A 23,421-nucleotide genomic window follows, 5' to 3' on the forward strand; every position below is an offset into this window, starting at 1 on the left:
TCCAGTAAATTCTTAACATTTGGACAAAATTCTATGCGTAATCGCACCTTAGCCGACCTTGACCGCGTGGTGGCACTGGGAGGCGGCCACGGCCTTGGTCGTGTGATGTCTGCCCTTTCTCCTCTGGGATCACGTCTGACCGGCATTGTTACCACCACGGATAATGGGGGTTCCACCGGGCGTATCCGGCGTTCGGAAGGTGGCATCGCCTGGGGCGATATGCGTAACTGTCTGAACCAGATGATCACTGAACCGGGTATTGCTTCCGCCATGTTCGAGTACCGTTTTTCCGGCAATGGTGAGCTGGCAGGGCATAATCTGGGCAATCTGATGCTGAAGGCACTGGATCATCTCAGCGTGCGGCCTCTGGAGGCGATCAATCTGATCCGTAATTTGCTGAAGGTGGATGCGTTTCTGATCCCCATGTCAGAACAGCCGGTTGACCTGGTCGCCATCGACCACGATGGTCATCAGATTTATGGCGAAACAGAGATTGATCAGATGCAGCAACCGCCGCAGGAGCTGATGTTATCGCCAACGGTCAACGCCACGCGGGAAGCCATTGAGGCCGTGGGCGAAGCGGATTTGATCCTGATAGGGCCCGGCAGCTTTTATACCAGCCTGATGCCGGTTCTGCTGATGCCGGAGATGGCGCAGGCATTGCGCCGTACGCCTGCGACTATGGTGTTTATTGGCAATCTTGGCAAAGAGTTAAGCCCGGCGGCCGCGCAGCTGACACTGTCAGACAAACTGGCAATGATGGAAAAATACATTGGCAAAAAAGTCATTGATGCAGTGGTGATTGGACCAGCGGTAAATGCCAGCAATGTCACCGATCGCCTGATTATTCAGCAACCACTGGAAGCGGCAGATATTCAGTACCGCCACGATCGTCAGTTACTTCACAGCGCGCTGGAACGCGCCGTTCAGTCGTTTGGCTGAATCATTTCGACCCTGTTGTCCGCTGAGCTTTATGGAGTGAGACGCCCGGCCCTGCTGTCAGGTAGCGCCGGAACGGCAAAACCAGGCAGAAAAAATGGCTTGCTGGTTGGTGCGCTTTGTTGACCAGAACCCGGTGGCCGTCCAGCCGGGGCTACGGCCAGAAACTGAAGTACCCGACCGGCAGCATCAGGAAGCCGTAATAAACAATTCACGCATCTGATGCAGCTGATCACGAACCTGCGCCGCTTCTTCAAACTCCAGATTCTGCGCATGCTCCTGCATTTTTGCCTCCAGCTCGTGGATTTTCTTTTGCAATCCTTTTGGCGACATATCCAGCGCCACCGCATCCTCTTCAACGATGCTGCGGGAAGATTTGCCCCGGGATCGGGTTTTGTTCTTATTAATCCCCTGCCCCAGCTCCAGAATATCGGCAATTTTTTTGTTAAGCCCCTGCGGAACAATACCGTTCTGCTGATTATAAAGTTCCTGCTTTTCACGGCGACGCTCCGTCTCGCCAATGGCTTTGCTCATCGATGGGGTGATCCGATCGCCGTAAAGAATGGCTTTGCCGTTCACATTACGCGCGGCGCGCCCGATAGTCTGAATCAACGAGCGTTCAGAACGCAGGAAGCCCTCTTTATCAGCATCCAGAATCGCCACCAGCGAGACTTCCGGCATATCCAGCCCTTCTCTCAGCAGGTTGATCCCCACCAGAACATCAAATTTACCCAGTCTGAGGTCACGGATAATTTCCACTCGCTCGACGGTATCAATATCCGAATGCAGATAGCGCACCCGTTCGCCGTGCTCTTCAAGATATTCGGTCAAATCTTCCGCCATCCGTTTGGTCAGCACAGTGACCAGCACGCGTTCGTTAATCGCCACCCTTTTGCGAATTTCCGATAGCAGGTCGTCTACCTGAGTCGCAACGGGCCGGACTTCAACCAGTGGATCAAGCAGCCCGGTTGGACGCACCACCTGATCGATGATTTCACCACCGGACTTCTCAAGTTCATAATTGCCGGGTGTGGCAGAGACATAAATGGTTTGCGGTGCCAGCGCTTCAAACTCTTCAAATTTCATGGGTCGGTTGTCCAGCGCAGAGGGCAGCCGAAAACCATACTCCACCAGCGTCTCCTTACGCGCCCTGTCCCCACGATACATGCCGCCAATCTGCGGGATGGTGACGTGCGACTCATCAATCACCAGTAAACCGTCAGCGGGAAGATAGTCAAACAGCGTCGGCGGGGGTTCGCCAGGCCCGCGGCCCGACAGATAGCGTGAGTAATTTTCAATGCCCGAGCAGTAACCCAGCTCATTCATCATTTCGAGATCAAACTGGGTCCGCTGAGACAGACGCTGTTCTTCCAGCAGTTTATTGTTTGCCAGCAGGTTTTTACGCCTGTCGGACAGTTCCACTTTGATCTCTTCCATCGCCTGAAGAATACGCTCGCGCGGGGTAACATAGTGCGTTTTGGGATAAATGGTATAACGCGGGATCACCGAATCAACCTGCCCGGTCAGTGGATCAAAGATTGACAGCCGTTCAACCTCTTCATCAAACAGCTCCACCCGCAGCGCGTAGTCATCAGACTCTGCCGGGAAAATATCAATCACCTCACCGCGCACACGAAAGGTGCCGCGCTGAAAAGCCTGATCGTTACGGGTATATTGCAGTTCCGCCAGTCTGCGCAGGATGGCGCGTTGATCGATGACCATTCCACGCGTCAGGTGCAGCATCATCTTCAGATAAAGATCGGGGTCGCCCAGACCGTAAATTGCCGATACGGAGGCCACCACGATGACATCGCGGCGCTCCAGCAGTGCTTTGGTGGCGGAAAGGCGCATCTGCTCGATATGTTCATTAACTGATGCATCTTTTTCAATGAAGGTATCAGAACTGGGCACATAAGCCTCAGGCTGATAATAGTCGTAGTAAGAAACAAAATACTCCACGGCGTTATCCGGAAAAAATTCCTTCATCTCACCGTAAAGCTGAGCTGCTAAGGTTTTATTGGGTGCCAGTACCATAGTGGGACGGTTAAGATCGGCAATCACATTGGCGACGGTAAAGGTTTTACCTGAGCCGGTTACGCCAAGCAGCGTCTGATGAGCCAGACCGTCCTCCAGTCCCTCTTCAAGGCGGCGGATGGCTTCAGGCTGGTCGCCGGAAGGTTTGAATTCGGAGTTGAGTTTAAAAACTTTGCTCATTACAAGGCTACCCGCATAAAGATTACATCCACCGGATTCTGATTTTACTCTGCCCTGACATTTTTGCCAGCAAAAAATACTGGATATAATTACAGTTGTATTGCATGATGTTTATCCGCTGTTGAGAAAATGATTTTTGAAAATGCGCGCAATGTTTCTCCCTTCCCCTGCACGGCATTTTATCCCCAGGGGGGGCCATGCTTTAACATTTGTCAAGATGTGCTGACAAAATGCCTGAGTTTGTATCAGGTGGCGTTTTCTGTCGCTTGCTTTTATCCAATATATTGAAATATAACAACTTTATATTTTAGTTAAGTTTCGCACCAACTTAAGCGCAGCCCGCACCCGCTCTCGTTTCTCGCAGGTTTTAAGCCGTTCATGCACAAGTTTATCCACAGGAATAGTGGATAACTGATTACAGCGCCTGAGCCGTCTGATGTGAATAAATTGTCCCTGCGCCATAAAGCAGGCGGCAAATATTTTTTTTTGAATTTTTTTTTCCGGCTCGTAAGTATCAGCGGGACTGAACTGCATATTTACAGCACAAGTACTACCTTTTTTTTCAGTTTTTTGCTGGCCTTTTTTACCACCTGTCTCTTTCCGTCGTGCTGGAGAAGAAGTGGCAGGCACCACAAAAGTGCAGATGAAAATTACCTGGGGCAATTGTTTAACAATTCTGACCATTAACGCGGCTGATTATTTACTTTATTACCCTGTTTCGGTGTTTTTGAAAACTGGCCCGTTAGTTGCCTGTTTACCACAACCGCCCTGTGCAGAGACGCGGGAAACAACAACCGCAGGCCATGCGCAGCTAAGACCGTTAGCCAGACAGCGGAAAGTGGATGCAATCAGGTGCGATCTAAAACTGTATGAAGGAGAGTGTCAGATGCTCAGCTTACGTTCAATCAACCAGTTCTACGGGCAAAATCACATTCTCTGGGATGTAGATCTGGATTTGCCTCCTGGCACCTGTACCGGCGTGCTGGGGCAGTCAGGAATGGGTAAAACCACCCTGGTTAACTGCATCATGGGCCATCTGCCCATTAACAGCGGCTCGATGATCTGGCAGGAGGCAAATCTGCCACCGCAGAATTTGCTGCTACAACCGATGGAACAGCGTGCAGCGTTAGGCATTGGCTATGTGCCGCAGGGACGGCAGATTTTCTCGCAGTTAAGCGTGGAAGAAAACCTGCAAATTGCTCTTCTGGCAGGCGCGGGCCATGAACGTCATCGCGCCATTCCTCAGATGGTTTATGACCTGTTTCCCGCACTCTATTCCCTGCGACACCAGCGCAGCGGTGAGTTAATGCCTGACCAGCAGCAGCAGCTGGCGCTGGCCAGAGCGCTGGTGTTAAAGCCAAAGTTGTTAATTCTCGATGAGCCAACGGAGGGGATGTCGCCCTGGCTGGAAGAAGAAATGGGTAATCTGATCCACCGGCTGAACCACGATTTTGGTCTGACTATCCTGCTGCTCGAACAACGGATTTCATTTATTCGCCGCGTGGCCGACTATTTTTTACTGCTGCACCGTGGGCGCAATGTTGCTCATGGCAGGGTTGCCCAGTTGGATGAACGCATTATTAATACCTGGCTTACGGTGACATGATTGTTTTCAGCCAGCCACCTGTATGGATGCGCAGATCCGCTGCCAGTTTGTTCCCGAAACAACCGGACTGAATGTCAGACAATATTCAGTCCGGAAACCTGTTGCTGCATGACTTTTCCGCAGAATGAGCCTCAGCCACTTCGGGATCAGCAGGATTAATATCGGTAACAATAAACCAGATCCCGTATCTCTTGCTCAGAGCCGTACTCTGCCTGTGTTTACCCTTACCGAGGGAGCCGGGAACTAAAATATATTCAGCTAAGCGGATTTATTAATATTAAGATATTTCTGTTATCTGGCGGTCATCATATTAAAGGGAACATTTTCCCTGCCCGAGAACGCCATCCTTCACAGAATAATTTTTCTAAAAATATTTTTTTTCAAAAGAGACATTTTTTTAAAAAATTTTTCGATTTATTCTTTTCTGCTCCAATTTATTAGAAAGAGCAAGATTTTAAATATCGATTTTATCACCACTTCAATCTACACGATCATTGTCATCTTTATATCCGCTGCTATATTCGCTGTCATAGCCATTTCCATATTCGCTGTCATAGTCATTTCCATCTCCACTCCCGGACAGCTCAGCGTCATCAGAACCGAATTTCACTACAGGAGTGTTGGAATATTCAGATTTCCAGCCGGAATAAGCTTGTGAAACACCTTTTTCCAGCCCTTCGATTGTGCTCATATCACTGGAGTTATCAGGTTTCAGGCCATCAGGCAGCCCTTCATCATGACTGCTATTTTCACCAGACAACATCTCACGGGAAAAATACCCCAGGCCTAAAATGGCAGCTACTGCTGCTGAATACACAATAATTTTTTTTACAGATGAATTATTTTTCCCTGCCCAAGAATTATTGGTTTTTTTAGTCTTTTCCTGCTCCAGAATCATTTTATGGGTTCTACCATCTTTAAGGAAAATTTCTTTCTCTACATCGCCATCTGATGCATAAGCCTGCCGGTTGGTTGAGATACCAAAAACCGACTTTATCTTTGCAGTAAATAGAGTTAACAGTGTATCGGATGTTTTTGGGGAGGATGAAACCAGTAACTCTGGCTTTGTAAGAATGGGCTTATCTTCACTAATATTAATCACCGATGATAAATTTTTTGAGAATCCTTCCGGATTCTTTTTCTCTCCATTTTTATACCCTGAAGATAAATCAGAGTAAATTTTTTGTGAATCGATACTTCCTTCCGTCTTTAAAGGTCCCATACTAAATCCCCATTATAAAAATCAATCTGATAAAAAACCGAGACAAAAAAGCGTGAAAATAATACATTATCCCCGAAGAGAAAAATGTCAAAAAACGCATTTAACAGCTACTACTGCATCGTGGAAGCAACGTTGTTAACAACAGGATTGCCTGATTGGATCAACGCAATTATTAATAACAGGCTGACGGTAAAATGATTTTTCTATCAGCCTTAAACTATCAAATAATTCGCAACGGCTTACCGTAACCGGCCTGAAAGGAGCACAGCCATTGCCTGCTCCTTTATGCCCCATTACTCATTTATTTTGTGCCGGATAGGTATCAGCATACAGCTTTCTGAACCTTGTCAGGGTCCCTATTACTTTGTCACTGAACTCGATCGGAAAACCTCTTTTTTCCATTTCATGCCCCAGAACTCTCAATGTTTCAACCCCGCTTTCAATCTCGCTTCTGGTCAGGGTGTTGCCGTCTTTTTCCAGTTTGCTCAGCATTTCCCTTGCGGTTTCCAGAGCCTGTGCGAAATGTCTGTTATTTGTACCCGATATATCTTTTGTTTTCTTATGCGCGGATTTAATTGATGCATCGAACATTTTTTTTGCTTTTCCGTTTTTAATCCCTTTGTGCAATTCATCAAGATAATCAGATATATTTGAATAGCTTTCATCAATTTCAATTGATGGATGCATTACCAGATCTTCCCTTGGCAGATAGGGAACAGGTGCAGCAATCGCGGTTTCGTCTTCAGTGCTGATGATAAATGATTTATTTCTGATACCAGGAAATTCCCTTGTTAAATCAGCCTCATACTGTAAAGACATGTTACTGGTTTCAGCAGAAATTTTGCCGGGAATACCTAATTTGTCAGCAAGCCTTTCCATTTTCCGCAAAACTTTTTTACCTTCTTTATTTTCCTCTGTTGATAACGTTCTTTTATTTTCAGACAGAAATTTTTTCATTTCAACTCTCATCTCAAGAAACTTACGGTAGTTCTGAGAGTCTGCTTCACTTTCGATGGTGAATTTTTTATTAATAGATACTCTTTCTACAATATTTGTGAAAAGAGATTTTATTTTTTCATTTTTAATATCACCTTCGAAATATTGAATTATTAAAGATAAATTTTCATAAGTTGCTGTTTGTGAAGATGTATCTTCCTTTACAAGAACCGAAGTGCCCTTTGATTCCGGGCCTGTTTTTTCTCCGACAGAAGGAGACTCGCAAGTCAACAGGGAAACTTTTTTTTCAACGGCCTGAAATCTGCTCTGATATTTCTCAGGAACCGCCAGATTTGTGAAAATTTTGTTAATGTGAGTCAATACCTTTTTTCTGTCACTTAGCTCTTCTTCTGGTAGGGTCCGAGCTTCAGCGTAGGTAGCATCGGCAAAGTATTCCACAGCATGATATAAATTCAGAAAATCCTTCTCATCATTATTCTCTGGTGGCTCGATATTAATATTTTCATTTTTATTCGCCACAGCCCGGTCAAGTAGTCTTTTACTACTTCCTTGCGGAAGTCTGTCAACGTAATTCAGAAAGCTGTCGTAATTATAGGCTATTCTTTTACTTCAGGTTCCTTGCGCCTGCGTTACCAACTCCTCATGTTGTTCAGCTTGATAAGCAGAATAAGGAAGTGATGTATCACTTTCCTGAAAAAACACATTATTCAGATCGCTGCTAATATCTGGATTAAGGTTACCTGGCTGCGCTTTACCGTTATTATCACCAGAGCGTATTTCACTGATAAAATAACTTCCTGCAAAACCTAAAATTGTTAAAGCCGTCATTGGCACGGCGACGGCTTTTTTTCTGTTAAAATTCAACAAGGGCTGCTGCCGACAGGTGATATAATGACTGTCTTTCTGTTCCTGGGCCATCTTATCCAATCCCCACCAACAGAACGTATTTCCTCTAACTCCACAGCATATGGTGTCTCTGCCTGTTGCGGCATAATCATTGCTGAAACTGATTCCGTTAAGGTAGTAATACCACCGCTCAATGCATCATATAATTTCGAAGAGAAAAAGTTGAATGAATTTTGATTTTTAATTGATGTTTTATCTTCGTTTGAATTAACAACAGATGATACATTGTTCGAAAAGCCCCCCTTTCCACTCTCACTGCCATTCCCGTTTATATTGTCTGATGGTAATTCACTATAGCTTGCTCGTACATTTCCATCTCTTACAATAGCGGCTAATCCCATTTTTAAAATCCTTTTTCCAGAAAATATATTCAATAAATCACAAATACAACGCAACGCAACGCAACGCAACGCAAGAAAATAGTACATTATCCCTGATGAGAAAAATGTCAAAAAAACGCATTTAATACTAAGCAGGATCATTCCGAGTGAATGATCACTCAGATGAAAAACGGGTAATATTGTTTTTTTAATAGCCTGTGCGAGAAAAAATGCCAGACGGCTATTTAATCTGATAAAACGGCAAAGAATAAGGGGCAGTTTCAGGCCCCCCCTCTTTTGCTGATTTAATTTCCGATAAAAAATAAGAGCGCAGGCCTGTTTACCCGACCTTCAAATTACTCCGGCAGCCGGACGAAATCCGCAAGGCTGTTAAACTGATTGCTATTGGTCAGATAAGGGATCTCGCCGAGCATGGGAACGGGAATACGGTGTTGTAGCGTTGCCAGATACTCAGCATGTCGTCTGCCGGGAGGGTGAATGCCATTAGCAATCCAGCCTGCCAGCCGTAGCCCGCTGCTCTCAATTGCCTGCGCGGTCAGCATCGCATGATTAATACACCCCAGCTTAATTCCTACCACCAGCACGACCGGTAACTGCTCCTGCTTTACCCAGTCGGCAAAGGTCGTTTCAGCTGAAAGCGGCGTATACCAGCCACCGGCACCTTCGGTTAATACCCAGTCAGCCTGACTGGACAACTTTGCCAGCCCGGCTGACAGTTGTGAAAACAGAATGGGCCGCTGCTCTTCTGCGCTGACAATATGGGGAGAAGTCGGCTCCAGAAACGCCATGGGATTAATATCATCATAAGGCAGTGATACCGCGCTGTTGCGCTTCAGCGCCAGTGCATCTTCGTTACGAATGCCGTCAGGCGTCTGCTCGCAGCCCGACGCCACCGGCTTGTAACCAACACAACGATAGCCTGCCGCCTTCGCCGCCTGTAACAGAGCGGTGCTGGCAACCGTTTTGCCCACTTCGGTATCTGTCCCGGTAATAAACCAACGTTTAGTCACAATCAATCACTCCATACACCAGATGGTAACTGAGCAGAAATCCGCGTCTGTCCTGCGGCCAGTAACGCGTCAACAGCGGTAAATGCCGACGGCTGAACAGGGTCGTCTGTCGCCCCTGATGCAAATGGGTCACCCCGGTGCCTTTCAGAGAGCGCAGGGCACTGAGTACATCTGGAAAGGCCAGCGTCAACGTCTGCTGTTGAAAACGTGCCGCCAGTGGCTGACCTGCCCGCTGTATCGCATCAACAGTCAGAAAGCGATTGACAGGTGCCGATAAATCAAGCTGCTGCCAGGCAATATTCAGTTCGCTCAGGCTGCCGGCGGCGAGCGTTGAGAACAGCACCTGGCCGCCTGGCCGGGTCACCCGATGCATTTCACACAGGGCCACCCTTAAGTCACTGCACCATTGCACGACAAGGTTGCTCCAGCAAAGGTCAAAGCTCGCCTCCGCAAACGGCAGAGCTTCGATGTCACCTGACTGATAACCATCGGCAACCTGCTGTGATCGCGCATGAAGCAACATATCGGCTGATAAATCCAGCGCGGTGACATGATTCCCGGCCCGACGCCAGCGCTGACTGAACCAGCCGGTTCCGCATCCCGCATCAAGTATTTTCTGGCCCTGCTGTTGCCGCGCAAAGGTGACCAGATAGTCACCACTTTGTCGTTGCAGTTCCGCGTGCTGATCATAGCCGGTGGCGGCCCGACCAAAAGCCTGTGCAATGGCAGGTTTATTGACGGTTTGCATTTTGCAACGCCTCCAGTAAGCGATGAATATCTTCTGTCTGGTGCTGCGCGGTCAGAGTTATTCTCAGCCGTGCCGTACCCGGCGGGACCGTCGGTGGACGAATAGCGGTCAGCCAGCAGCCCTGTTCTCTCAGCGCCTGCGCCCGTTGTATCGCCAGATGTTCATCACCCACGATCAGCGGCTGTATCGCCGTGTCGGACGGCAATATATTCAGCCCCTGCTGCGCTGCCCCCTGACGAAAAAGGGCAATATTTCTGTGCAATCGATGGCGTAATTCATCCCCCTGCTGAATGCAGGAAAGGGATGCCTGCAATGCGCAGACCTGCGCGGGAGGCATGGCGGTGCTGTAAATCAGATGACGGGCAAATTGCAGCAGGTAGTCAGCCGTGTCATCGCTGCACAGCACCGCTGCACCGCTGATGCCAAACGCTTTCCCAAAGGTCACCACCAGCAGTTCGGGTTTTACCTGCTGCTGCCAGCAGCTTCCCCTGCCCTGCTCGCCAGCTATGCCGATACCGTGGGCATCGTCCACCATCAGCCAGCCCTCGTGAAGCCGGGTCAGCCGGTGCAGTTCTGCCAGCGGCGCACTGTCGCCGTCCATACTGAATACGCCTTCGGTCACCACCAGCGTCTCACCTGTTGTATGTGGTTGACGCAGTAGCTGTGCCAGTGATTCAGGCTGATTGTGGGTAAAGCGCCGCAGGCTGGCAGGACTGAGGGCCGCCGCTTCCAGCAACGAGGCGTGGGCCAGCCGGTCAGCGAAGATGCGGTCATTTTTAGCCAGCATTGCGGTAATCACCGCCTGATTGGCCGCGAAACCGGAGATAAACAGCAGCGCACAGGGATAGCCAAGCCACTCTGCCAGCTGCTGCTCAAACTGCTGGTGCCGATAGCCATATCCGCTGACATGCCCGGAAGCGCCCGCGCCAACGCCATACTCTTCCGCCGCCTGCTGCCAGGCCGCAACGATCTGTGGATGCCGACTCAATCCCAGATAGTCATTGGAGGAAAAGTTGAGGTAGCGACGCCCGCCAGTGTGCAGCGTTCGCGCATCGGCGTGGTGATTCACGCTGCGCTGGCGAAAGAGTCCTTTTTCCCGGCGCTGCGCCAGCGCCAGGCTGATACGTTCTGACCAGCTCATTTACAGCGCCGCGTTATAGAACAGGTCAGTATCGGCATGAAGAAGCTGCCCCGCCAGCGCCTGCTGCTGCTCGTTATCCCCGGCATCCGTGGTGGTTTGCTGCGGGTTCAGCCCCAGCTTGCGGAACAGTTGCAGATCTTTGTCTTCTTCCGGGTTCGGTGTGGTCAGCAGTTTACAACCGTAGAAAATGGAGTTTGCTCCGGCCATAAAGCACATCGCCTGGGTCTGTTCACTCATCGTCTCGCGCCCCGCAGACAGACGGACGTGAGAGGCAGGCATCATAATGCGGGCAACGGCAATGGTGCGAATAAAATCAAAAGGATCGACATCCTCGTTGTCTGCCAGCGGGGTGCCTTTTACCTTCACCAGCATATTGATTGGCACACTTTCCGGTGGGACAGGCAGATTAGCCAGTTGCACCAGCAGACCGGCACGGTCGTTGACCGTTTCTCCCAGGCCGACGATGCCACCGGAACAGACTTTGATCCCGGCATCACGGACTTTACCCAGGGTATCGAGACGCTCCTGATAGCTGCGGGTGGTGATAATGCTGCCATAAAATTCCGGCGAGGTATCGAGATTGTGATTGTAGAAATCCAGCCCGGCACTGGCGAGACGTGCTGCCTGGTCGCCGCTCAGCGTCCCGAGTGTCATGCAGGTTTCCAGCCCCATGGCTTTTACCCCTTTCACCATCTGTTCCAGATAAGGCATGTCACGCTCATGGGGATTTTTCCAGGCCGCGCCCATGCAAAAACGGTCAGATCCGGCGGCTTTGGCTTTACGGGCAGAGGTTAGCACTTCTTCCACTTCCATCAGCCGTTCGGATTCCAGTCCGGTCTTGTAACGCGCACTCTGCGGGCAATATTTGCAGTCTTCCGGGCAGGCACCGGTTTTAATCGACAGCAGGGTGCTGACCTGAACCTGACGGGGATCAAAGTGCTGGCGATGAACCTGCTGTGCCTCGAACATCAGCTCTAAAAAAGGCTTGTCAAACAGGGCCTGAGCCTGTGGGATTGTCCAGCGATTTGCCATTGCTTGCTCCAAAAAAGTCGGTCGTTTATGGTTTTTGACTGCTTGTGGCTGTAAACTAAATTTTTTGAAATTGGTTTACAAGACATTTATGACTCCTTCCGACCTGGCGTTTGACCGTGACCACATCTGGCATCCCTATACCTCCATGAGTCATCCCCTGCCGGTATACCCGGTGGTTGCCGCACGCGGAACGTCGCTTTTTCTGGATGACGGACGCGAGCTGGTTGACGGTATGTCTTCCTGGTGGGCCGCTATTCACGGCTATAACCATCCCCGTCTCAACCAGGCGATGACCACACAGATTGAACAGATGTCACATGTGATGTTTGGCGGCATTACGCATCCGGCGGCGGTGGCCTTGTGTCGTAAGCTGGTAGCGATGACGCCAGCGGGGCTGGACTGTGTTTTTCTGGCAGATTCCGGGTCAGTGGCGGTTGAAGTGGCGATGAAGATGGCCCTGCAATACTGGCAGGCCCGTGGTCAACGCCGCCAGCGTTTTCTCACGCTGCGCAACGGTTATCATGGCGACACCTTTGCAGCCATGTCGGTATGCGATCCGCAAAACTCAATGCACAGCCTGTATCAGGGCTATCTTGCTGACCATCTGTTTGCCCGCGCGCCACGATGCCGTTTTGGTGCAGAGTGGCAGCAGAACGATATTGATGATTTTGCCCGTCTGATTGCCCTGCACGCCGATGAGCTGGCCGCCGTGATCCTTGAGCCGGTGGTACAGGGCGCAGGCGGCATGCGCTTTTACCATCCCCGCTATCTGCAACAGGTCCGCGAGCTGTGCGACCGCCATCATCTGCTGCTGATTGCCGACGAGATCGCCACCGGCTTTGGTCGTACCGGCAAGCTGTTTGCCTGTGAGCATGCGGAAATTGCGCCGGATATTCTTTGTGTAGGCAAAGCGCTGACCGGCGGCACCATGACGCTCTCCGCCACGCTCACCACGCGCGATGTCGCCAGCACCATCAGCAACGGAGAAGCAGGCTGCTTTATGCATGGTCCCACCTTTATGGCTAATCCGCTGGCCTGCGCGGTCGCCTCGGAAAGCCTGGCAATATTGCAGGAGAACCACTGGCAGCAGCAGGTTGCTGACATTGAAGTTGCGCTGCGTGCGGCCCTGTTGCCGTTGAAGAAGAAGCCGGTGGTTGCTGATGCCAGAGTGCTGGGGGCCATCGGAGTGATTGAAACCCACCAGCCGGTTGATATGGCACGTATCCAGGCCTTCTTCGTGGCGCAGGGTGTCTGGCTACGCCCATTCGGCAAACTGATTTATCTGATGCCACCTTATGTGATCGCACCCGAAGCCCTGTTAAAGCTGACTCAGGCTATAGCCGATGCGCTGGATGATCCTTCGCTGTTCAGCCACTGACCTCGGCCCGGCTAGTCATAGTCAAACCACAGCGTGGCGGTGGCGATCACCGTTCCCGGACTGAGCGCTGCGGCGTCGAAGATTTTATAAGCCGCGTAGAGTTCAATGGTCGGATCGACGATGGCCGCGCCTCTGGCGAGGCTGAACAGTGACGTTGCCCCGTCAGCACCGGCAGTGGTGGATAGCGTCACCGGATCCCCTGTGGCGGTGGTCAGTGCCACTCCCACGCCGGATGAGCCCGAGGAAGCGTTGCGCATGATTTGCTGGTTACTGTCAATCAGGTCGGTACTGGAAAGCCGGGCATTAACCGAACGGCTTGCAACGCCCCCCAGCGTGTTGCTACAGCTGACCGGCAGGGTGAAAGCGGTGCGGCCATCAGTCAGACCAGTGCGCAACATGTCCAGCGACACCGAAGGTAATGTTATCGTCTGGTCGGGCATCTGGCAGGTGGTTTCCGCCGGATTGAAGGTTATCGTCAGCGACTGGTAACCCAGATAGTTATTAGTCCAGCTGCCCGCTGCCACGACTTGTGCAACTTCATCTACCGTCGGGACCTTTCCGGTAAAATCAAGATTGGCATTATTCAGCGCCATGGTCACCACCGTGGCGCTGTTGCCTGTGGCAATGGTGTAATAATTGCGGTCAGTGATCCCCGGATCCTCCGTCAGTAATGTCACCGTCAGCGTATAGAGGTAAGTAGAACCATTCAGTATCCAGTCACCATTGGTATGGTTTTCCGGGCTGAGATAATTGCTGGTACTCAGTTTAAGCCAGCGGTCGGCACCTGATGCATCGCTGAATTTTATCCAGTAACCGTTTGCCAGGGGGCTGATGTAATGCACGTTATTCGAATTAATAAATAAAGCGTAACAGGTTATCGGGATCATCCAGCTTCCTGCCCGTGTCTCCGTATAGCTGTCCTGACTGGTCAGCAAATCGGAAAGATTAATAGCATCTGTGGCCTGCACCGTGGAGCCACTTTTCAGCGCACATCCTGCCCAGGCAGCAGATGAACACAGCAGCAGCAAGCTGGCGCAAAGCCGTAATCGAATGTTCATCATCACTGTTCCTTTCTGTCAGCTGCCCGTTGCCAGCCCGCATCGTCTGACGGCAGGCAACGGTTATGAGTGTTGATTTGCGGATTCGCTATCCGGCAGCTTTTGCGTGTGGTCCCTTCTGTCAGTCTGATAATCAGGGATTCCGGCAGCCTCGAGGATTTAATGTAGAGCTGGCTTCCCTGGGCAACATAGCCCAGCGGATTGCCATCAGCATCGGTAATATCAGCTCCGAAAGGCAGAGGTTCGTCGTTCGCTAATCCGGCCGTAAGGGTATAAACCTTGCGGGTGTCGGTCTGATATCTGATGTAGCTGATACTGCCCGCCCAGGGGGCGACATAACCGATATTGCCTTTCAGTTCACCATCATCCTGCCGGTCATTCCTCTCCAGCAGCCGGAAACTGTTCATTTTGTAGGGCGTTACTGAGGTGACCAGCACCAGCCCGTTACGATTGGTGCTGGCATTGGCATTGCCATTCACCGTTGCGTCAGCAATCCCCGGCGCATCGAGAATGGTGAAGGTATTTCCACTGGAGCCGGAGGCCAGCACACCGCCCTGCCAGAGTACCGCGCTGCCACTGACGCCCGCCCCCACCTGGCGGTAACGGGATGCCTGGCTTAAATTGCCGCTGAGTCGCGCATAAGGTGTACGCCAGGCACTCCACAGCCCGGCTACCGACGAATGGTCAGCACGGTCTTCACTGTAATTGAGATGGTAATCGAGGTGCGATGTTGAACCGGCGATCCCGGTCTGAATGCCGTTGTATTTACCGTTTTTCAGGGTGCTGCGCAGCGTGGCACTGGTGCTGTTGCCAGACCAGTTAAAAGGCAGGGTAACGGTAAAATCGATGCGGTTTTCATCATAGCGTTTACGATTAACGTCACTCGGCTGCTGATAGTCGTCGCTGCCGTCATGACTGTCGTACTGATAAAAGCTGCGTCCGATCGCCAGGCTCCAGTTTGCCTGACGAAACATATTGCTCCAGCTCAGGCTGAACTGGCGGGATGACTGTTCACTGTTCCAGTATTGCCGCCACAGCCCGGTCATGGCGACACGTCCCCACCCCGGCGGAAGCGTCTGGTCAAGATTGATGCTGAAACTCTGCCGACTTCTTTTCCAAGTCTGGCTGCCAGATTTATTCAGCCTGATGGCGTTAATCTGGACAGCATCATAAAAGGAGTAATAGTCCGGAGTGCGGTAATACCAGCCTGCCAGCGAAAGATTAAGATTACCGGGAAAATAGCGACTCCAGGATAATTTCCAGCGTTGTCCCTGCCTGACTGCGCCATCGTTAAAACGTGCAGAAGCAAGATCCATCGAGCTGGAAAATGATCCCAGTATCGGTACGCTGATGGCACTTCCCAGCAGCAAAGAGTGGTAGTCTCTGGCCAGTGTGGTGCCCCCGTAGCCGGTCAGATAATTGTTGAGGCCATAAGAGGCGCTTCCCTGAACAAAGTCCGGATGGTATTCCACCCCACGAATCTGCACACTGCCCGCATTCAGCATCCATTCAGCTGAGCCGGTTCGTAGCATGTCGCTGACGGTTGACCAGGGAACAATAAAACGTTCCGTGGTGCCATCGGCATTCGCCACCTCAACGGTCAGATCGTTGCGCGCCCCTGATGGCATCAAATCGGCAATTTCAAACGGACCAGGCGGCACAGTAAGCTGATAAATAAGCGTATTATTCTGATACACCCTGACCAGCGCGTTAGCGGTGGCGATGCCGCGAATCACCGGCATGTAAGTGCGATAAGCATCCGGAAACATTCTCTGTTCCTGCCTGAGCGTAACGCCCCGAAAACGCAGGTTTTCGAACCAGGGCGAATGGGTATAGCTGTCTCCAAAACGGACCAGCGAACGATAAGATGGCAGTGCGCGCTCAACATAGCGGGACTGGGTGGTCCATAACCCCTGATGACGTCGGTTACGGAGATAAGTACTGTTATCCAGCAGTTGCCAGCCGCCCATATTCAGCCCGTTATTCAGAGTAAGAAAAATATTATCAATATTGCTTTAGCCGTCTTTACGCTGAGAATTGTAATAGTTGAGATTGTAATTAGTGAAAGCACCATTGATGCCGCTGTCCCACAATTCAGGCGCGATCCAGCGGCGATCCCGGGTGATGATATACGCCTGAGGAATGGTCAGATTCAGTCTTAATAAACCCGAATTCAGATTTGCATTACCACCATGAAGCAGTTCCGACACGTTAATCCATTCGGCATTATCAGCCGGGTTATTATTTTTATAGCGAACTGAAAGCAGCTTAATCGTGTCTGGCTGGACTAAAAATGTTTTGCTGTCGGCAATTTTTACAGGAAGATTGCCCCGCCATTCACCATTAACATAAATATCCAGGGAGTAAAGGCCTGCTGACAGCGTCTTACCGGCATCATTCCATTCCGCCTTTGCAGAGTCTCCCACCATCAGGCTGGTATTAAAACTGGCTGAGGCCTGTACCTCGCAACATAACAAAGTGATGACTGCACCAGAAAATAACGCTTTCAACATGTCATGGGAGAGCAAAGTGCTCAGTGCTTTCATAGCATCCCCGATAAAATCCGTTTTTTATTATTTCAGCACCGCAATAACAGGAACGCGGCTGCCATAATCATCAATGTATACCAACTGGTATTTGCCTGAAGCCGGCCTGAATGATTTATCTGCCGGTGCAAGACAACTGAAAGGAGGAATAAAGAGGGTTTTATCGATCAGATTATCCTGCTTTTTTCCCTGCTGTATGCGATGACTTTTACCATCCCATTTCATCAGTTGAACGATGGTCAGATAATAGGGCGTGGCATTATCAACACAGGCCTTGTGTGAATCAGTTATTATCGATAAATGCTGCGGTATATCCCGGGGTGACAAATTTAATCTTTCCGGACGCCAGAATAATTTTATTCGATTACGAATAGCAACCTGCATATAATTTCGACCTGCATCCAGACTCTCAGGCGTGGGCGGAATATCCAGTACGTTAAGCCAGAAAACCGACTCGCGGTCATCAGGTAGTGCAGTCACCTGATGGTTATGATTTATTTTTAAAATCTGCCCGTCATTGCCATTTATTTTTACCACCGGCGGAATAATCATGAAAGGCGTAGAGATATTCTCCGGTTTTTCATTTTGCCGCCCATCATCCAGCCAGGTCTGAATAAGATGTTGCTCCTTACTTTTGTTGATAAGCTGCACCGATACGCTTTTGCTGCCAGCAGGAAAGATGACGCGTGTTGCATTGATAATTACATTCGCTCTGAGCGGAAAAATAAAAAGAGTGCAAATGGAGAGGAGAATAATTTTTCTCACCGAACCTCCTGAAATAAAATTCGTAAACCAGGAAGGCAAATGCCTTCCTGTCAGCAGATTATTCGTAGCTGAATGTATAGGTGGCGGTGCTCACAACCGAACCTGTTTTAGCGCCGATACCGCCATAATTATAATAATTGGCGTAAAAAGTCATGTTTCCCTGCGCCCCGGTATCAAACGAACCAGTAGTGGTAAATTTAGTGGTCTTAAGGCCGGTATCAATGGCTTTATTCATTTTCAGCAATGTGGAACCGTCGCTGGTGATGGCAATCCCTACCCCCTCTGCCGAACCTGACTCATTTTTCAGATAATTCATATCGTCAGAAACATTAGATCCTGTGAAAACAATATTCAGTGCCTGGGCAGCCGCGCTGGTATTGTCAAAGCCGGTACAACCTGAAACATTAATGGTAAAAGGCGTTGCGCTGGCGCTGACTACGCCAACCGCCGTGCCTAATGCATCTCTGGTGACAGGCGAAACGTCAACGGTGAAATCAGATCCGTTATTCGTTGTCACATCACAGGTTGTGTCACTGACCGCGCCACTGAAGGTAATCACGCCACCTGCAACCGCATTATCTGTTGCAGCAACGGTATTACCGGCAAACATCGTTGCCATTAGTGCACCAATGGCACAAATCAAATTTTTTTTATTCATTTTTGTCCCTCTAAACTCCGCAATATTACGGTGTGTAATCTCCTGAAAAAAACAGCAGAAATAAGACAATACCGATTTACTCATCAGCAAAGTTAATTTCCGAAAAACATTTTCTATCTTTTTACAGCAAGAAGTAAATAGCATCACTTCAAATTACAGCCTGTTAAAAAGCAATAACAGGCTAATTATTCAATTGATATAATATTTTACTTCAGGAGGTAACCGGAATTTTTTAACAAATCACAGCAAGATATCTGGCTGCAACATCAGGTGCAAAATAAAAGGCCCCTGCAAGAATCTCTGCCGCTGATTACCCGAAAAAAAACAGCAGCCGTCTTTCCGGTAATTTATTCATTTCTGGTTTGCTAACAACTGACTGTTAACATATTAATAAAAATCATTCACCATCAGGAATCCGCTTTACCATAAATTCAGAAATAACACATCAATAAACACTTCTGATATTAACGGTAAACAGAGCAGTCATAATACATAACCGTAAAAACATTCAGTTCTGCTGAATAATATTTTTTTCAGTCAGTGACGCTCTCCCTGTCCAGTCCGGGCACAACTGACACAGATGCACTACCCTTTCAGCTGGCAATATCATGTCATAAAGGAGGGAAAATATGCCGCAAGATAAACAGACCAACCGTCGCATCCTGCTTGCCTCACGCCCACAGGGTGCACCAGGCGCTGCCAACTTCCGCATGGAAACCGAACACCGTCCCAACCCTGCTCAAGGGCAGGTGTTACTCCGCACCGTATGGCTGTCATTAGATCCTTATATGCGCGGTCGGATGAGCGATGCGCCTTCCTATGTTGCCCCGGTGCAAATCAATGAGGTAATGGGTGCCGGTACGGTTGCCGTCGTCGAACAGTCCAGGCATGAGGGTTACCAGGTGGGTGACTGGGTGGTCAGCCAGAACGGCTGGCAGGACTTTGCGCTGTCCGACGGCCAGGGCTTATTCAAACTTAGTGGCCCGGTGTTGAAACATCCCTCCTGGGCGCTGGGCATGTTGGGGATGACCGGTTTCACCGCCTATATGGGACTGCTGGATATCGGTAATCCGCAGCCGGGAGAAACCGTGGTGGTGGCAGCGGCTACCGGTGCAGTCGGCTCGATAGTCGGCCAGATCGCCAAACTGAAAGGCTGCTATGTGGTCGGCATTGCCGGTGGTGCGGATAAATGCCGCTACGCCGAAGAGGTGCTGGGTTTTGACCGCTGTCTCGATCATCGCAGTGAGGGACTGGCCGGGTCGCTTAAGCGTTATTGTCGCGACGGCATTGATGTCTACTTTGAAAGCGTAGGCGGCAAAGTTTTCAATGCGGTGCTGCCGTTAATGAACACCAAAGGACGCATTCCGGTGTGTGGCCTGATTGCGGACTATAACAGCACTGAAAAAAGTGGGATGGCCGGAGAGCTTGCGCAATTTCAGAGCGCGATCCTGCGCAAACGCCTTCGCGTTCAGGGTTTTATTATCAATCAGGACTACGGCCATCGCTTCGACGAGTTTTTCCGTCAGATGAGCCAGTGGGTGGCGGAAGAGCGCTTCATCTTTCGCGAAGACATCATTGACGGACTGGATAACGCCCCGGAAACTTTCATCGGTATGCTGGAGGGTAAAAACTTCGGCAAGGTACTGATCAAAGTGGCAGGCGACCACCCCTGAGGAGAGCGTGATGAAAATATTGATGGTGCTGACGTCTCACGATCAGCTGGGTGATACCGGCAAAAAAACCGGCTTCTGGCTGGAGGAATTTGTCGCGCCCTGGTATGTCTTTCGCGATGCGGGTGCAACTGTGGTACTGGCCTCTCCGGCCGGAGGCCAGCCGCCGCTGGACCCGGTCAGTGACCAGCCGGCAGCACAAACATCTGATACCGAACGTTTCCGTAAGGATATCGCCGCCCAGCAGGCTCTGGCTAACACGCAACAACTGGCCACTATCGACAGCAGCAGGTTCGATGCGGTGTTTTACCCGGGGGGTCATGGTCCACTCTGGGATCTGGCGGAAGATCAGCACAGTATTGAACTGATTGAAAATTTTTATGCCAACGGTAAACCCGTAGGCGCAGTTTGCCATGCACCCGGCGTGCTGCGTCATGTCAAAAAGCCGGATGGCAACATGCTGGTGACGGGAAAACGCGTGACCGGCTTCAGCAACAGTGAAGAACACGCCGTTGGATTGACGGATGTGGTACCTTTTCTGGTCGAAGATGCGTTGACTGCGCTCGGGGCCCACTATGAAAAGACTGCGGACTGGGGCGTTTATACCCTGACCGACGGGCATCTGGTCACCGGGCAGAACCCTGCATCTTCCGCTGCGGCAGCCGAAGCGTTGCTGAAACTGTTACATCAATAAACACCAGGAGGTGGAATGAAACTGTTAAGCCAGGATTTTAACGATGGCGCGAAGCTGCCTGAACGTCAGGTGTTCAACGGCATGGGCTATAGCGGTGATAATCTGTCGCCGCATCTGGCCTGGGACGAGGTTCCGCCCGGCACCAAAAGTTTTGCCATCACCTGCTATGATCCCGACGCGCCTACCGGTTCCGGCTGGTGGCACTGGGGCGTCGCCAATCTGCCGGCGGATACCCGCGTGTTGCCACAGGGGGCCGGTTCTGGCGTGGCTGAACTGCCATCCGGTGCGGTACAGACCCGTACCGATTTTGGCAAGGCCGGTTACGGCGGCGCAGCACCGCCAAAAGGTGAAAGTCACCGCTATATTTTCACCGTGTATGCGTTAGACGTGGAAAAACTGGAGGTGGATGAGAATGCCAGTGGCGCTTATCTGGGCTTCAATATTCATTTCCATCAGCTTGGCAGTGCGTCGATTACGGCGATCTACAGCTGAGCATGTCGCGACGTCTGCGGCAAAGTGAGGGGCGAAAATTCGCCCCTTTATTTTACCTGTATGCCATTGCTGACTGCTCAGATTTCAGTAATAACCACCCACATCGGTCCCTGGCCAACGGCATAACGCGCCAGCGGTTGCAGCGTCCCCTGCTCAGGACTGATTTTACTGACTTCAATGTGGTGTGACTTCTGCCCGGCGGCCACCAGGTAGTTGCCGCTGTTATCAATATTAAAGCCACGCGGCTGCGTTTCGGTAGGATGATAGCCGATGACGGACAACTGTCCCCCGTCTTCACTGACACTGAACGCGGTCAGAATGCTGCCGGTACGATCACAGCTGTACAGATGACGACCATCTGGTGTCAGATGGATATCTGCTGCCCAACGTGTGCCGATAAAATCCGCAGGCATCATATCCAGACTTTGTACCCGCTCGACTTCTTCACTGGCATTATTCAGCTGCCAGACATCCACGGTGCTGTTCAGCTCATTAATGCAGTAAGCATATTGCCCGCCCGGATGGAACACCATATGCCGCGGGCCCGCGCCTGCCACCGTATTCACCTGAGGCTGTCGGTGTGGCTGTAGCTCGCCGTTTTCCTGCAAATCAAACAGGCAAATGCGATCCTGCTTCAGCGCCGGGACATAGAGGATCTTATTATCCGGATCAATGTTTGCTGAATGACACCCTTCCAGGCCATTGATCACCTGAAGCGGCGCTCCCGGTAGGCCATCTTCTCCGATCGGAGAAACGCTGACACAGGCATCATTGTAAGACCCGACGAAGATAAAGCGTCCCCGACGATCGGTAGAGATATGCGTCGGGCTGCCAGGTAGCGCAGCGTGACCGGCCTCGGCCAGCTTACCGTCAGCGCTAATTTTAAAGGCGACAATACGAAACGCCGGACGTACCCCCACGTAAAGGAAACGTTTATCCGGACTGACCACCATTGGCTGTACCTGCCCGGGCGCATCCACAACCTGTAACAGCGTCAGTGCGCCCTCATCGTCAAGCTGCCAGACATAGATCTGCTGGCTTTCCGGGCTGGCGGTATACACGATTTGTTTCATCAGTTCTCCTTTCTCGGCATCATCTTTTCAGCAAAGCGTAGCGCGTTTTTTCTGCCGACGAGGCAGCTTTTATCGCGGCTGATTTTGTTAAGCCGCTCACACGGTGTACACTTGACCGTTCCTGTTCAGTTACTTCCGGAACTGTTTATGAGTTATCGCATCATTGCGTTGGACCTCGATGGCACCCTGTTAACACCCCGTAAAACTATTCTTCCTGAGTCACTGACCGCACTGAAAAAGGCCCGTGAGGCTGGCGTTAAGGTGATTATTGTCACCGGCCGCCATCATGTTGCTATCCATCCTTTTTATCAGGCACTGGCGCTGGATACACCTGCAATCTGCTGTAATGGCACCTATTTGTATGATTATCATGCAAAAAAGGTACTAAAGTCCGATCCCCTGCCCAAAGAGCAGGCTCAGCAGGTTATTACCCTGCTGGATGAATCAGCTATTCACGGGCTGCTGTACGTGGACAACGCCATGCTCTGGCAGACCGAAACCGGACATGTCACCCGCACCATGCAATGGGGACTGACGCTGCCAGAACATCAGCGTCCGGTCTTTATTCAGGTAGAGGACCTGGCAGAGGCCGCGCGCCAGGCTGACAATATCTGGAAATTTGCCCTCTCCCACCCGGACACCGTTGCCCTGCAACAGTTTGTCGATAAGGTGGAAAGCACCCTCGGTCTGGCCTGTGAATGGTCCTGGCATGACCAGGTGGATATTGCCAGAGCGGGTAACAGTAAAGGAAAACGGCTGGCAGAGTGGGTGGCCTCACAAGGATTGCAGATGAGTGACGTACTGGCTTTTGGCGATAATTATAACGATCTCAGTATGCTGGAAACGGTGGGACTGGGGGTGGCGATGGGAAATGCCGACGACGCCATCAAGGCCCGCGCGGGCCGCACCATCGGCAGCAATCTTGAAACAGGCATCGCCGACACGATTTATCGCGAAATACTCTGAGACTG

General features: G+C 50.7%; 23 protein-coding genes. 7 read left to right on the top strand and 16 right to left on the bottom strand.

Annotated features, from left to right (window positions below; genetic code table 11):
* Nucleotides 1–33: 33 nt before the first annotated feature.
* Complete coding sequence (locus tag BG55_RS20385) at nt 34–942, top strand: gluconeogenesis factor YvcK family protein (RefSeq protein WP_034941494.1); 909 nt, start codon at nt 34–36, stop codon at nt 940–942.
* Between the two features lie 186 nt (nt 943–1,128).
* Here BG55_RS20385 and uvrB read toward each other — a convergent pair whose 3' ends face one another.
* Nucleotides 1,129–3,153 (bottom strand): excinuclease ABC subunit UvrB, encoded by a 2,025-nt coding sequence (gene uvrB / locus BG55_RS20390; protein ID WP_034941496.1) that lies wholly within the window; start codon nt 3,151–3,153, stop codon nt 1,129–1,131.
* A gap of 300 nt (nt 3,154–3,453) precedes the next feature.
* Complete coding sequence (locus BG55_RS20395; RefSeq protein WP_034941499.1) at nt 3,454–3,837, bottom strand: hypothetical protein; 384 nt, start codon at nt 3,835–3,837, stop codon at nt 3,454–3,456.
* 202 nt (nt 3,838–4,039) lie between these two features.
* Between BG55_RS20395 and BG55_RS20400 the strand changes: the two genes are divergently transcribed.
* Nucleotides 4,040–4,759 carry an ABC transporter ATP-binding protein gene (locus tag BG55_RS20400; protein WP_034941501.1) on the top strand — a complete coding sequence of 240 codons (720 nt, stop codon included), beginning with the start codon at nt 4,040–4,042 and terminating at the stop codon, nt 4,757–4,759.
* A gap of 478 nt (nt 4,760–5,237) precedes the next feature.
* Here BG55_RS20400 and BG55_RS20405 read toward each other — a convergent pair whose 3' ends face one another.
* The 8 genes from BG55_RS20405 to bioB form a co-directional block, all read right to left on the bottom strand.
* On the bottom strand, nt 5,238–5,981 hold the full coding sequence (locus BG55_RS20405; RefSeq protein ID WP_034941502.1) for a hypothetical protein: 744 nt from the start codon (nt 5,979–5,981) through the stop codon (nt 5,238–5,240).
* Nucleotides 5,982–6,278: 297 nt separating this feature from the next.
* Nucleotides 6,279–7,457: a hypothetical protein gene (locus BG55_RS20410; RefSeq protein WP_034941503.1), complete on the bottom strand. Its 1,179-nt coding sequence runs from the start codon at nt 7,455–7,457 to the stop codon at nt 6,279–6,281.
* Nucleotides 7,458–7,547: 90 nt separating this feature from the next.
* Nucleotides 7,548–7,802, bottom strand: coding sequence for a hypothetical protein (locus BG55_RS20415; RefSeq protein WP_160170879.1), 255 nt, complete (start codon nt 7,800–7,802; stop codon nt 7,548–7,550).
* A complete protein-coding gene (locus BG55_RS22725) occupies nt 7,799–8,272 on the bottom strand; it encodes a hypothetical protein (RefSeq protein WP_152542872.1) in 474 nt (157 codons plus the stop codon). Before BG55_RS22725 ends, BG55_RS20415 begins: the two co-directional genes overlap by 4 nt.
* A 248-nt stretch (nt 8,273–8,520) precedes the next feature.
* A complete protein-coding gene (gene bioD, locus BG55_RS20420) occupies nt 8,521–9,195 on the bottom strand; it encodes a dethiobiotin synthase (RefSeq protein ID WP_034941506.1) in 675 nt (224 codons plus the stop codon).
* Nucleotides 9,188–9,943 (bottom strand): malonyl-ACP O-methyltransferase BioC, encoded by a 756-nt coding sequence (gene bioC / locus BG55_RS20425; protein WP_034941509.1) that lies wholly within the window; start codon nt 9,941–9,943, stop codon nt 9,188–9,190. Before bioC ends, bioD begins: the two co-directional genes overlap by 8 nt.
* On the bottom strand, nt 9,927–11,084 hold the full coding sequence (gene bioF / locus BG55_RS20430) for an 8-amino-7-oxononanoate synthase (protein ID WP_034941512.1): 1,158 nt from the start codon (nt 11,082–11,084) through the stop codon (nt 9,927–9,929). The genes bioC and bioF overlap by 17 nt, the downstream gene beginning before the upstream one ends.
* Entirely contained in the window at nt 11,085–12,116 is a 1,032-nt protein-coding gene (bioB, locus tag BG55_RS20435) for a biotin synthase BioB (protein ID WP_034941515.1), read from the bottom strand. It lies immediately after the preceding gene.
* A gap of 88 nt (nt 12,117–12,204) precedes the next feature.
* On the opposite strand from bioB, the gene bioA reads away from it, so the two are divergent.
* A complete protein-coding gene (gene bioA, locus BG55_RS20440) occupies nt 12,205–13,494 on the top strand; it encodes an adenosylmethionine--8-amino-7-oxononanoate transaminase (protein ID WP_034941522.1) in 1,290 nt (429 codons plus the stop codon).
* 11 nt (nt 13,495–13,505) lie between these two features.
* Here the strand turns inward: bioA and BG55_RS20445 are convergent, their stop codons facing one another.
* Genes BG55_RS20445 through BG55_RS20465 form a run of 5 tightly spaced genes read right to left on the bottom strand, consistent with a single transcriptional unit; the run spans nt 13,506 to nt 18,665 of the window.
* The gene (locus BG55_RS20445) at nt 13,506–14,555 is read right to left on the bottom strand and encodes a fimbrial protein (protein ID WP_034941530.1); all 1,050 of its coding nucleotides are present in this window, start codon (nt 14,553–14,555) and stop codon (nt 13,506–13,508) included.
* Nucleotides 14,555–16,561 carry a fimbria/pilus outer membrane usher protein gene (locus tag BG55_RS20450; RefSeq protein ID WP_338070029.1) on the bottom strand — a complete coding sequence of 669 codons (2,007 nt, stop codon included), beginning with the start codon at nt 16,559–16,561 and terminating at the stop codon, nt 14,555–14,557. The genes BG55_RS20445 and BG55_RS20450 overlap by 1 nt, the downstream gene beginning before the upstream one ends.
* Before the next feature lie 6 nt (nt 16,562–16,567).
* Nucleotides 16,568–17,098, bottom strand: coding sequence for a FimD/PapC N-terminal domain-containing protein (locus tag BG55_RS20455; RefSeq protein WP_034941534.1), 531 nt, complete (start codon nt 17,096–17,098; stop codon nt 16,568–16,570).
* A gap of 27 nt (nt 17,099–17,125) precedes the next feature.
* Nucleotides 17,126–17,863 carry a fimbrial biogenesis chaperone gene (locus BG55_RS20460; RefSeq protein ID WP_034941536.1) on the bottom strand — a complete coding sequence of 246 codons (738 nt, stop codon included), beginning with the start codon at nt 17,861–17,863 and terminating at the stop codon, nt 17,126–17,128.
* A gap of 58 nt (nt 17,864–17,921) precedes the next feature.
* On the bottom strand, nt 17,922–18,665 hold the full coding sequence (locus BG55_RS20465) for a fimbrial protein (RefSeq protein ID WP_235192809.1): 744 nt from the start codon (nt 18,663–18,665) through the stop codon (nt 17,922–17,924).
* Between the two features lie 485 nt (nt 18,666–19,150).
* Between BG55_RS20465 and BG55_RS20470 the strand changes: the two genes are divergently transcribed.
* From BG55_RS20470 to BG55_RS20480, 3 genes are read left to right on the top strand one after another with little or no spacing between them, the layout of a single operon-like run.
* Nucleotides 19,151–20,194 (top strand): NADPH-dependent curcumin/dihydrocurcumin reductase, encoded by a 1,044-nt coding sequence (locus BG55_RS20470; protein WP_034941542.1) that lies wholly within the window; start codon nt 19,151–19,153, stop codon nt 20,192–20,194.
* A gap of 10 nt (nt 20,195–20,204) precedes the next feature.
* Nucleotides 20,205–20,885, top strand: a complete 681-nt coding sequence (locus BG55_RS20475; protein WP_034941544.1) for a type 1 glutamine amidotransferase domain-containing protein — start codon at nt 20,205–20,207, stop codon at nt 20,883–20,885.
* A 15-nt stretch (nt 20,886–20,900) separates the two neighbouring features.
* The gene (locus BG55_RS20480) at nt 20,901–21,377 is read left to right on the top strand and encodes a kinase inhibitor (protein ID WP_034941547.1); all 477 of its coding nucleotides are present in this window, start codon (nt 20,901–20,903) and stop codon (nt 21,375–21,377) included.
* A gap of 77 nt (nt 21,378–21,454) precedes the next feature.
* Here BG55_RS20480 and pgl read toward each other — a convergent pair whose 3' ends face one another.
* On the bottom strand, nt 21,455–22,450 hold the full coding sequence (gene pgl / locus BG55_RS20485) for a 6-phosphogluconolactonase (protein ID WP_034941549.1): 996 nt from the start codon (nt 22,448–22,450) through the stop codon (nt 21,455–21,457).
* Between the two features lie 147 nt (nt 22,451–22,597).
* On the opposite strand from pgl, the gene BG55_RS20490 reads away from it, so the two are divergent.
* Nucleotides 22,598–23,416, top strand: coding sequence for a pyridoxal phosphatase (locus tag BG55_RS20490; RefSeq protein ID WP_034941552.1), 819 nt, complete (start codon nt 22,598–22,600; stop codon nt 23,414–23,416).
* Nucleotides 23,417–23,421: the final 5 nt, after the last annotated feature.

Origin of the sequence: Erwinia mallotivora, from assembly GCF_000590885.1 — a bacterium.
Lineage (GTDB): Bacteria > Pseudomonadota > Gammaproteobacteria > Enterobacterales > Enterobacteriaceae > Erwinia > Erwinia mallotivora.